Origin of the sequence: Kingella kingae ATCC 23330 (genome assembly GCF_900111845.1) — a bacterium.
Lineage (GTDB): Bacteria > Pseudomonadota > Gammaproteobacteria > Burkholderiales > Neisseriaceae > Kingella > Kingella kingae.
The window spans coordinates 25,592-36,826 of record NZ_FOJK01000010.1; the positions used below are offsets into that span (position 1 = coordinate 25,592).

Annotated in this window: 8 protein-coding genes and 1 pseudogene; 7 read left to right on the forward strand and 2 right to left on the reverse strand. The window is 49.7% G+C overall.

What is annotated here, in order from left to right; genetic code table 11:
- Window positions 1-126 precede the first annotated feature (126 nt).
- The 5 genes from glyQ to BQ5809_RS03820 all read left to right on the forward strand — a co-directional run bounded on the left by glyQ (window position 127) and on the right by BQ5809_RS03820 (window position 8,115).
- Entirely contained in the window at window positions 127-1,026 is a 900-nt protein-coding gene (gene glyQ, locus BQ5809_RS03800; protein WP_032827692.1) for a glycine--tRNA ligase subunit alpha, read from the forward strand.
- A 104-nt stretch (window positions 1,027-1,130) separates the two neighbouring features.
- Window positions 1,131-2,978, forward strand: a complete 1,848-nt coding sequence (locus BQ5809_RS03805) for an autotransporter assembly complex protein TamA (protein WP_003786351.1) — start codon at window positions 1,131-1,133, stop codon at window positions 2,976-2,978.
- A 53-nt stretch (window positions 2,979-3,031) separates the two neighbouring features.
- Complete coding sequence (locus BQ5809_RS03810; protein WP_003786353.1) at window positions 3,032-6,892, forward strand: translocation/assembly module TamB domain-containing protein; 3,861 nt, start codon at window positions 3,032-3,034, stop codon at window positions 6,890-6,892.
- A gap of 165 nt (window positions 6,893-7,057) precedes the next feature.
- Window positions 7,058-7,639 carry a DUF1415 domain-containing protein gene (locus tag BQ5809_RS03815; protein ID WP_003786358.1) on the forward strand — a complete coding sequence of 194 codons (582 nt, stop codon included), beginning with the start codon at window positions 7,058-7,060 and terminating at the stop codon, window positions 7,637-7,639.
- Window positions 7,636-8,115, forward strand: a complete 480-nt coding sequence (locus tag BQ5809_RS03820) for a YbaN family protein (RefSeq protein ID WP_003786361.1) — start codon at window positions 7,636-7,638, stop codon at window positions 8,113-8,115. Before BQ5809_RS03815 ends, BQ5809_RS03820 begins: the two co-directional genes overlap by 4 nt.
- 63 nt (window positions 8,116-8,178) lie before the next feature.
- On the opposite strand, the gene BQ5809_RS03825 is transcribed toward BQ5809_RS03820, so the two are convergent.
- Window positions 8,179-8,457 (reverse strand): DUF3817 domain-containing protein, encoded by a 279-nt coding sequence (locus tag BQ5809_RS03825; RefSeq protein WP_080561227.1) that lies wholly within the window; start codon window positions 8,455-8,457, stop codon window positions 8,179-8,181.
- Window positions 8,458-8,469: 12 nt separating this feature from the next.
- Window positions 8,470-9,324, reverse strand: a complete 855-nt coding sequence (gene lgt / locus BQ5809_RS03830) for a prolipoprotein diacylglyceryl transferase (RefSeq protein ID WP_003786366.1) — start codon at window positions 9,322-9,324, stop codon at window positions 8,470-8,472.
- Between the two features lie 131 nt (window positions 9,325-9,455).
- On the opposite strand from lgt, the gene lnt reads away from it, so the two are divergent.
- The gene (lnt, locus tag BQ5809_RS03835; RefSeq protein WP_003786368.1) at window positions 9,456-11,033 is read left to right on the forward strand and encodes an apolipoprotein N-acyltransferase; all 1,578 of its coding nucleotides are present in this window, start codon (window positions 9,456-9,458) and stop codon (window positions 11,031-11,033) included.
- 114 nt (window positions 11,034-11,147) lie between these two features.
- Window positions 11,148-11,235, forward strand: a pseudogene (locus BQ5809_RS10705) (IS5/IS1182 family transposase); the annotation flags it as partial.

The following is an 11,235-nucleotide window of genomic DNA, read 5'->3' on the forward strand; positions in this document are numbered from 1 at the left end:
CGAAACCGCCAAAGCTGGCGATTATATTACATAAAGCAGCCTGCACAAAACCATTTTGCAGGCTGCTTTTGTAATGCAGATAAATCCAGTAAAATGCCAGTTTTTTTATCCAAGCGAATATTCATCATGCTAACTTTTCAAGACATTATCTTCAAATTACAACAATATTGGGCAAACCAAGGTTGCGCGATTATTCAGCCGTTTGACATGGAAGTGGGTGCAGGCACATCGCATCCAGCCACTTGCCTACGTGCACTCGGTCCAGAGCCATGGAACGTGGCGTATGTGCAACCTAGCCGCCGCCCAAAAGACGGACGTTATGGCGACAACCCAAACCGTTTGCAGCATTATTACCAATTCCAAGTCGCACTGAAACCTGCGCCCGATGATATTCAAGATTTGTATTTAGGCAGCTTAAAAGTATTGGGCATTGACCCGACTGTCCACGATATTCGTTTTGTGGAAGACGACTGGGAAAATCCGACTTTGGGTGCGTGGGGTTTGGGTTGGGAAGTGTGGCTGAACGGTATGGAAGTAACCCAATTTACTTATTTCCAACAAGTGGGCGGTATCGATTGCACGCCAGTTTTGGGCGAAATCACTTACGGTATTGAGCGTTTGGCAATGTATTTGCAAGGCGTTGAAAATGTGTATGATTTGGTGTGGACGGTTACGCCTGACGGCACGAATTTGACTTACGGCGACGTGTATCATCAAAACGAAGTAGAGCAATCTACTTACAATTTTGAACACAGCGATGCAGCGTGGTTGTTGGAACAATTCAACGGTTTTGAAGCGCAAGCCAAACGCTTGTTGGAACAAGAAGACGCGCAGTTGGTGTTGCCAGCGTATGAATTGGTGTTGAAAGCAGGGCATACGTTTAACTTGTTGGACGCGCGTGGGGCGATTTCCGTAACCGAACGCGCAACGTATATTGGGCGTATTCGTGCGTTGAGCCGTCAAGTGGCGCAAAAATTTGTGGCAAGCCGTGAAGCGTTGGGTTATCCGTTGATTAAGCAGAAGTAAGCCAATCACATAAAAAGCAGCCTGTACATGGGACTAAACAAGTGCAGGCTGCTTTTTAATGATAAAATCCATTATCAAAAAGCAGCCTGCACTTTATATTTTTTATGACAAGCAAATACACTTATTCCCCCTTATTGAGTTTACTTTTATTACTCAACCAGCCTGCATGGTCAAACACCACCGACACCGTGCAGGCTGCTTCTGCTTCCGCGCCTGCTGGCAATCCAACCGACACCGAAGCCGAAGTTAGCAATCTAACCCCCAAATATCCTGTTACGATTGAAGCCGATAACGAAGAACTCAAACAAATGCTAGAAGAGTTTTTGCCGCTCATCGCCTATCAACGCAAAGAAGAGCTAGACCAAGAACAAGTGGGCTATTTGGCGGAAGACGCGCCCAAAGACGCGCAAAATATGCTCAAAACCGAAGGCTATTTCAATGCCCAAGTAACCGTGTCGCCACAAGGTGCAGGCTGGTTGGTTAAGGTTGTGTCGGGCAAGCGCACCCATATTGAAAACGTAAACGTAGCGATTTTGGGCGACATTGTGCAAGACGCTGATTTGGGTACATATTACAAAAACGCGCTGCAAAAATGGCAGTTGCCTGTTCGTGCGCCGTTTCGTCAAGAACATTGGTCAGCGAGCAAAGTGGCAGTGTTGAGTGCCGTGTCGCGCAAAAAATACCCGTTGGCGACTTTGGAGACTTCGCAGGCAGAAATCAATCCGCAAACGCAAACGGCAGATTTAACCGTGCAAATCAACAGCAAAAAGCCTGTTTATTTTGGCGATTTTCAGATTACGGGCAACGAGCGTTATCCAGAATCCGTTATTCGTGGCTTGGCGCAGTTTAATACTGGCGATGTGTATGACTTGGATAAGCTATTGAATTATCAGCAAGCATTGGAAAGCGATAGCCATTACTCGGGCGCATCGGTGCAGGCGGATTTTGAGCAGCTACAAGACGACCGCGTGCCTGTTAAAGTGGCGGTAACCGAAGTCAAACGCCAAAAAGTCGAAGCAGGTTTGAGCTTTGATTCGGAATACGGATTGGGCGGAAATATTGGTTACGAGCACTACAATTTGTTCAATCGTGGCTATGTTGGCTCGGTAGCCTTGTCGGCGGACAAATACCAAACCACGCTGGGCTTGGGTATTAGCCAACCGCGTAATTCCAAAGGTCATTATTGGACGACCAATATGACTTATTCGCGCAACACCACGCAAAAACTGGAAACGCGCAGTTTAAGCAGCGGTATTTGGCACGTTCGCGACCGAGACGGCATTGAAGCGCGATACGGCTTGGAATTTATTGGACAAGACAGCAAAATCCCCGATAGTGGCATCAACTTTGGGCGCAGTTTTGTCACCATGCTCACGGCTTCGTGGAAACGTCAAAACATTGAAACCACGATGCGCCCAGCCAATGGCTATTATTTTGATGGCAAAATCGGTACAACTTTAGGCAAATTGCTCTCTTCTACCATGGCGGTGCGGATTAAGGGTAGCGCAGGTTATTATTTCACGCCTGAAAACAAACAGCTTGGCACATTTGTGGCGCGTGGCGAATTGGGCTATGTCTATACCAAAGACAAACTGGAAGGCGGCGATGTGCCGACTACGCTCATGTTCCGCACAGGCGGCGCATCGTCTATTCGTGGTTACGAGCTGGATAGCATTGGTTTGCGTACCGATTACACCGATGCTGTGTTGCCCGGTCGTGCCATGTTTGTGGCAAGTGGCGAATACCAATATCCCATTAAAAACGATTTTGCGTTGGCGGTATTTCACGATGTCGGCAGCGTGGCGCACAATTTCAAAGACATGACTTTGCGCCACGGCACAGGCTTGGGCGTGCGTTGGTTTAGTCCTGTTGCGCCGTTTTCGTTTGATATTGCTCATGGGCATCACGACCGCAAAATTCGTTGGCATATTAGCTTGGGAACGCGGTTTTAAGTACACAAAGCAGCCTGCACTTTATTCATACCCATTAAATTAAAGTCAAACCTATGACAGACACCCACATCAACCCCACCCCCGAACCCGAAACTTCTGCTCCCAAATCACCCAAAAAACGCCGTTGGCTCAAATACACATTGGGTGGCGTGGTGGTGCTGTTGGGAACAAGCGCAGGCGCACTCACTTGGCTGCTGAACACCGAAAGCGGCTTGCGTTTTGCCGTGTATCAGTTGCCCAAATTGGGTGGCGTGCAAATCACATCGCGCACGCTAAACGGCAGCATTCTTGGCGGTTTTTCGGCAGACAAAATCGCCGTGCAAACGCCATCGGCAGACATTCAAATCAGCCAGTTGCAGTTTGCTTGGCAACCCAATGCGCTGTGGCAACGTCATTTGCACGTTCAAAAACTGCACGCAGGCGATATTCACATTGATAACAAAGCCACGCCCCCCGAACCCAATCGCCCAAAAAGTGCGCCATTGGAGCGGATTCAGTTGCCGTTTACGCTTGCGTTAGACAGCCTGCAAACAGGCGCAATCACGCAAGGTAAAGACAAAACCGAGATTGTGCGTGGTATCAACGCCAGCTATGTGTATAACCACGAACAGCATCAGTTGAACGTGCATTCGTTGCGAAATCATTGGTCCAACACGCACGGCAAACTGGCGATGCGAACCGTTGCGCCGTTTGAATTGGGTGGCACGTTGCTGTCGGACGGCGAATTGGACGGCATTGTGGTAGAAAATATTTTGGATTTATCGGGCAGCCTGCACGATTTGAAAGTGAACACCGATTTAACAGGCAATGGTGTGGGCTTGCATGGCAGTACGCATTTGCGCTTGTTTGCCGACAATTTTGGCAGCATGATTAACCACGTCAAAATCACAGGGCAGGGCATCAATCCGCAAGCGTTTAACCCGAGTTTGCCGCGTGGTAATTTGTTTTTTGACATCGGCATCACGCCCAATTTAAACGACAACATCGCCTTGGACGGCAAACTGGATTTGCGTAACGACACACCCGAAGCGGCAGACAAAAATGGTTTGCCGATTCGCACTTTGCAAGGCGAATTTCATGTAAACGACTCGGGCGCGGTGGAAATCAATCAAGTGCAGGCTGCTTTGATGCAGCAAGGCACGTTGTCGCTATCGGGTGGTGTGTACGCGCAAAAACGCACCTTAAACTTGACCGCGAAACTGGACAACATCACCGCTGCCGATGCGATTAGCACTGCGGTTCACGGTAAGTTAAATGGCAGCCTGCACGCCACAGGCACGTTTGATGCGCCGCAAGTGGCGTGGCAGTTGAACACAGGTTTGGCGGACACGACTGGCACGCTCAAATTGACCACCGACACGCAAAACGCGCAACAAACTTTGTGGATTGAAAATGGAGAAATTCGTCCACAAGACGGTGGCGTGTTGAACGTGGCAGGCAGCCTGCAATTATTTCAACAACAAAAATGGCAAGCGCAAATTCGTAGCCAAGCGTTCAATCCAGCCAAGCTCTATCCCAATTTCCCCGAAGGCAATGTAAACGGCACAATAGAAGCGACTGGCGAACTGGCGCAACAAATGTTTCAGGGCAAAATGCAGTTTGCGCCGTCCACGCTATCGGGCGCGCCTTTGTCGGGTAGTGGCGATATTCGTTATGAAAATAAACACTTATCTCGCGCCGACACGCAAATTAAGCTCGGCAATAATCTGATTAAGACGCAAGGTGCGTTTGGTAAACGTGGCGACACGCTCTCGTTGGATATCAATGCGCCCAATTTGAATTTGTTTGGATTTGGTTTACAAGGCTTGCTCACGGCAAAAGGCACAGTAACCAGCACCGCCGATTCGTTTACCGACATCGATGCCAAGCTGGTAGGGCAGTTGCGCCAATTTGCGGTGGGCAACCAAGTCAAAGTGCAAAATGCCGATTTTACGGTGCAGGCATCGCCCGACCCCACTCGTCCGTTGAATGTGGTGATTAAGGGAAACGGCATTGTGGCGGGCGGCACAAACATCGAGCAAATCAACGCGCAGCTAAACGGCACGCAACGCCAACATCAATTCAACGCACAAAGCAGCCTGCACATTGACGGCAAACCGCTCACGCTCACGGCAGCCGCAAACGGCGGTTTGAACGAGCAACAACAATGGCAAGGCGCAATCAACACGCTAGACGTGGGTGGCGCGTTGCAACTGCGTTTGCAAAATCCCATGCGTTTGGAAGCAGGCGCAAAACGGGTTAGCATGAGCAGCGCACGTTGGCAAGCCTTGGGCGGTTCGTTGGCAATGGACAGCTTTGTGTGGGACGCAGCCACAGGTTTGACCACCAAAGGCAACGCAAGCAGCCTGCACTTGTCGCAGCTACACAATTTTTACAAGCCACCAGTTGAGCACGATTTAGTGATTGCTGCTGATTGGGATATGGCATACAGCACCAGCCCACGCGGTTTTTTCAACATCAAACAACAAAGCGGCGATGTGATTTTGCCGACTGCGCGTAAACAAGCACTCAACCTAAACGGCTTTGTGTTGAACAGCAAACTAGACGCACGCGGCATTCACAACCAAGTGCAGGCTGCTACGCGCTATGGCAAATTGTCAGGCAATTACAATATCTTGCAAGCATTTGGACAAGGCGCGATTACCGCAGCACCTGTGTCAGGCAGCCTGCAATTTGATAGCGAAAACTTGGAAACCTTGCGTTCATTCTTGCCCATTGGTCAAACCATAAAAGGCAAGCTGGTTGCCGTTGCCAATATTTCGGGGCAGGTAGATACGCCCAAACTCAACGGCACATTAACAGGCGACCAACTGTATTACCGCGACCGCCAAACAGGGATTATTTTGGACAACGGCAGCCTAACTTCGCGTTTTGAAGGACAAAAATGGCTGATTGAAGCCCTGCAATTCAAACGCAAAGACGGCACAATCACGCTATCGGGCAGCGCAGCGTATGCCAACGATGCCCCCGACATCAACGCCAAAGTCGTGTTTGACCGCTACCAAATCCTAGACCAAGCCAATCGCCGCCTAACCCTATCGGGCAGCAGCGATGTGTTGTATACCGCGCAAGGCATCAGCCTAAATGGCACGCTCAAAACCGATGACGGACGATTTGGCTTCCAAGAAAGCAGCGCACCGACTTTGGACGACGACGTGGTTGTGCTTGGCGAAGAAAAACCAGCACCAAGCGCACCGTTGCCATTTAAACTGAATTTGGTGTTTGATTTAAATGATAAATTCTATTTTTCGGGCGAAGGCTTGAATGTGCAACTGGGTGGACAACTCACGCTCAAATCCACCAGCAGCAGCGATATTCAAGCGGTGGGCAGCGTAAACGTGGTGCGCGGACGCTACAAAGCCTATGGTCAAGATTTGATTGTGAAAAAAGGCATTGTGTCGTTTGTAGGGCCGTTAGCTAACCCCAATTTGAACATTCGTGCCGAACGTCGCAATTCGCCAGTTGGCGCAGGTGTGGAAGTGTTGGGCAACGTAGAAACGCCACGCATCACGCTGGTTGCCAACGAGCCAATGAGCGAAAAAGACAAATTGTCGTGGTTGGTGCTGAACCGCGCCAGCTCGGGCAGCAGCGGCGATAACGCAGCATTGGCAACCGCTGCCAGCGCGTTTTTGGCAGGCAGCATCAACGACAAAATTGGCTTGGTGGACGACTTTGGCTTGACCAGCGAACAAACGCGCAATGCAACCACAGGCGAAATGAACCCCGCGCAACAAGTGCTGACTTTTGGCAAACAACTGACCCGCGATTTGTATTTGGGCTACGAAGCAGGTTTGCAAACGTCTAGCCAAACCATTAAATTGGTGTACTTTTTGTCGCGTTCGTTCCAAGCCATTGCGCGAATGGGAACGGTGTCATCGGGCGCAGAAATCAAATATATTCGTCGATTTGATTGATGTGGTGGAAATAAAGCGCAGGCTGCTTTTATCGTTCGCATCATGCCTACGGCATACCCTTTTATACCCAAATCAAAGATTTGGACAAAAGGGCAAAGCAGCCTGCACTTTTGTTTATGCTATAATTGATAGCGATTATTAAATAACCCGAAAATCCTAATCATCATGACACAACCCAACGAACAAACCTATATCCAAGCCACGCAACAATGGCTAGAAAAAGCCGTTATCGGGCTAAATTTATGCCCATTTGCCAAAGCACCCAACGCCAAAGGACAAATCCGCATTGCCGTCAGCTTTGCCAAACATCTAGACGCATTTTTGGAAGACGTGGACGCAGAAATCCAACGCCTGCTTGCTACATCGCCCGAAGAATTGGAAACCACGCTGCTGGTGTGCGCCACTTTATTTGACGACTTTTTGCTGTTCAACGATATGTTAGACGCAGCCGATGCTGCGCTGGACGACAACCAAGCGGTTGGCATTGTGCAAATCGCGCCGTTTCATCCGCAATTTCAGTTTGCCGATACTGAAGCGGACGACATCAGCAATTACACCAATCGCAGCCCCTATCCCACTTTGCACTTTATCCGCGAAAGCAGCATAGAAAAAGTCGCGCAAGCCTTTCCCGACCCTGCTGTGATTTTTGAGCGCAATATCCAAACGCTGCAACAAATGGGACACGAAGGCTGGGAAAAATTAGGCATTGCAGGCTGCCCTGTTCATCACAAGGATAAATCATCATGATAAACAGCTTAACACAATGGTTTTTAAGTGCAGAATTGTGGTTGAGCTTACTGATCTTGTTGGGCTTGCCGACCGTTATCGTGCTTGCCATGCCCAAAAGCCGCGTACGCGCCATGTTGATGAATGCGCTGCTGTGGCTAATTGGCGCAATTTCGTTGCTACTGGGCATTATCGGCATTGTGTTGCCCGTGTTGCCGACCACACCATTTATTCTTTTGACGGCGGCTTGCTGGGCAAGAGCGTCGCCACGTTTTCATCGCTGGTTGCATCAACATCGCTACTTCGGGCCAATGGTGCAAAACTGGGAAGAACGCCGTGCCGTGCCGCGCCGTGCCAAATATTTGGCGTGGAGCATGATGACGCTGTCTTGCACTTGGCTGCTTATTCAATTTCCGCAGCGTTGGTATGTGGGCGCGAGTACCGCTGCCGTGTGCTTGTGCGTAGGTTTGTGGATGAAAAGCCTGCCCGATGCGTGAATCACAAAAAGCAGCCTGCACTTTGTTAATAAAAAGTGCAGGCTGCTTTTGTATTTTTTCGTTTTATTTATGCTTGATTTTGTGGTCAAAAATAAACGTACCAAACGGAATAATGGCTGCGACCAGCCCCAACAAAAACACGCTCAACGACCATTTTTTAACGTGGCAGGCAACCAATAAAACCGCCAAAAACGCCAAAAACAAGACACCGTGCGTCATGCCCATTGGGCGGATAAATTCGCCATTGCCCATAAAATAGCGCATCGGAATCGCAAAGGCAAACAGCCCCAAGCACGATAAACCTTCCATAAAACCAACGGCGCGTAAAATCTTCGTCTTGATACTCTTTCTACTTTAATGTGCAGGCTGCTTTTTGCGCCCAAAATAAATAAAACCAATGATTCCCAATGCAATCATCGGTGTGCTTAACCATTGTCCGCGCGATAAGCCCATAAACAAATCCAAATGCGCATCGGGCTGGCGTGCATATTCGGCAATGAAGCGGAAGATGCCGTAGCCGCCCAAGAATGCGGCAGATACTTGTCCTTCTGGGCGTGGCGTTTTGGAAAACAGCCACACAATCGCAAACAAAGCCATGCCTTCTAGCGCAAATTGATACAGTTGCGATGGGTGGCGCGGCAAATAGCCAAACTGGGCAAACCATTCGGCATATTGCGGATTACTGGCGGCAAGGGCGATGTCGGCATCACGCGCTTGCGGAAAACCTGTTGCCCAAAAGTTATTGGGATGGGTGACGCGCCCCCACAATTCGCCGTTAATAAAATTGCCGATGCGCCCCGATGCCAAGCCTGTTGCCACCAATGGCGCAACAAAATCCAACACTTGAAAAAAGCGCAAACCACGTTTTTTGGCGAACAAGAACACGGCACACAACACACCCAAAAAACCGCCGTGAAACGCCATGCCGCCTTCCCACACTTTGAACATATTGAGCGGATTCGCCAAATAAGCGTCCAAATTGTAGAACAAAATATAGCCCAATCGTCCACCCAAAATCACGCCGACTACGCCCCATGTGAGCAAATCGTCCAACATTTCGTTGGTAAACACCGTGTTGCCAGCGCGAATCCGTTTACGCCCCAGCCACACAAATAAAATAAAACCAACAATATAGCTCAACGCATACCAGCGAATCGCCAACGGCCCAAGCTGCACGGCAACGGGGTTAAAGTTTGGATGAATAAACATAATCTTAAAAACTGTGTCAATAAAAAAGCCGTGATTATAACGTGCAGGCTGCTTTTTTTGGCAAAAAACCGTGAAAAAGCAGCCTGCACGTTTATAATGCCTACTTCATTTTTTTGGACGATTTCAATTCCATGTGGACAACTCTATCACACCGATTGGACGCGATTTGGCGTATTCCAGCGGTTTATTTTGTGGTGCTGACTGCGATTGCCTTGGCGACTCCGTTGGCTTTTGCACCGCATTATCACTTTTGGTTGATGCCGCTGCTGTTTGGCGCATTGATTCGCCTGTGTGAACTCAAACCGCGCAAAGCCGTGCTGTCTGCCTATTGGTTTAGCGTGGTGGCGTATGCTGCGCAGTTCTGGTGGATTCACACCGCGCTGCACGATGTATCGGGCTTGGCAAATGTGTTCGCCATTCCACTCACGTTTTTTTTGCCGCTGTTTTTGGCGATTTTCCCTGCGCTGGCTTTTGCGCTGCATCGCCGTTTTTTTGCCCACACACCGCGCTGGGTCAGCATAGGCATTGCCTTGCCAATTTTATGGACGCTTGCCGAATTTGTGCGCGAACGTGGCGTTTTGGGCTTTGGTTGGGGCGCATTGGGCTATTCGCAAATCGCCGACCATTCGCCATTGGCAGGTTTTGCGCCCATTTCGGGGATTCATTTGGTTACGCTTGCCACCGCCTTTTTATCGGCATGGTTGGTTTTATTGGTAAACGATGCCACATTGCGCCAACGCATCAAAGCAGCCGGCGCGATTGCTGTTTTGCTGGGTGCAGGCTGCTTTTTACGCCAAATAGAATGGACGCAACCAATAGGTCAGCCTGTTAGCGTTGCCTTGGCGCAAGGCAATATCGCCCAAAGCATCAAGTTTGACGCGCAACACTACATCGCCACCTATCAGCGATACTACGAGCAAGTGGCGCAAAGCAAAGCACAAATCATCGTGTTGCCCGAAACCGCCTTGCCCCAATTTGTGCAAAACTTGCCGCCCGATTTGCTCGCCCAGTTCGCCCAAGTTGCCCAACAAAATGGCAGTGTATTGGCAGTGGGCGTGCCAGCCTACACCGCAGACGGTTCTGGCTACTTAAACGCCATGCTCAATTTAAGCGACTACCAAGGTGGCGACCCAATGCAGCAACCGTTGTACGCCAAAAATCATCTTGTCCCATTTGGCGAATACAAACCGTGGTCAGCCATTACCCAGCCGTTGTATCAAGTGATGAATATGCCGCTGGCGGATTTCCAAGCAGGCGGCGCAGCGCAAGCACCGTTTGATATGGCAGGACAAAAAGTCGCGTTCAATATTTGTTACGAAGACGGTTTTGGCGATGAGCTTATCGCATCGGCGCAGCAATCCACCTTGTTAGCCAACGCCAGCAATATGGCGTGGTATGGCAAATCCAATGCCATGTGGCAGCAGTTGCAGCAATCTCAAGCCCGCGCCTTGGAATTGGGGCGAGCCATGATTCGCGCCACCAACACAGGCGCAACGGCGATTGTGTCGCATCAAGGCAGCCTGCACCGCGTTGCCCCAGCCAATGTCGCGACCGTGTTACAGGGCGAAGTGCAGGGCAGGGCAGGGCAAACGCCGTATATGCGCTTGGGCGGTAGCTTGCCGTTGGTTGGCTTATTGTTGATTGCGTTAATTGGTTTGGGCGTTTGGGCGTTTGGGCGCGGAAACGGTAAGCGTGATAAAGCAGCCTGAATGCTTTGTACAACCCCTAAAAAAGGGGGGCTGTCCTAGGGGCTATTGACAATTCAAAAGAAGAGGCAAAGGATTTAAGATATTGTTTCCACACAACCATCCTAAACCTTTGCCATGTCCCGAAACACGCTTACAAATGAAACATGGTCAAGACTGTTACCTATTTTGAAACAGCTTGGCATTTATCGCAAGAAAAATTTAC

Coding starts and splice junctions, on each gene's coding strand:
- BQ5809_RS03815 (WP_003786358.1), top strand. CDS start 7,058: ATGACACAACCCAACGAACAAACCTATATCCAAGCCACGCAACAATGG.
- BQ5809_RS03805 (WP_003786351.1), top strand. CDS start 1,131: ATGACAAGCAAATACACTTATTCCCCCTTATTGAGTTTACTTTTATTA.
- BQ5809_RS03810 (WP_003786353.1), top strand. CDS start 3,032: ATGACAGACACCCACATCAACCCCACCCCCGAACCCGAAACTTCTGCT.
- lgt (WP_003786366.1), bottom strand. CDS start 9,324: ATGTTTATTCATCCAAACTTTAACCCCGTTGCCGTGCAGCTTGGGCCG.
- glyQ (WP_032827692.1), top strand. CDS start 127: ATGCTAACTTTTCAAGACATTATCTTCAAATTACAACAATATTGGGCA.
- lnt (WP_003786368.1), top strand. CDS start 9,456: ATGTGGACAACTCTATCACACCGATTGGACGCGATTTGGCGTATTCCA.
- BQ5809_RS03820 (WP_003786361.1), top strand. CDS start 7,636: ATGATAAACAGCTTAACACAATGGTTTTTAAGTGCAGAATTGTGGTTG.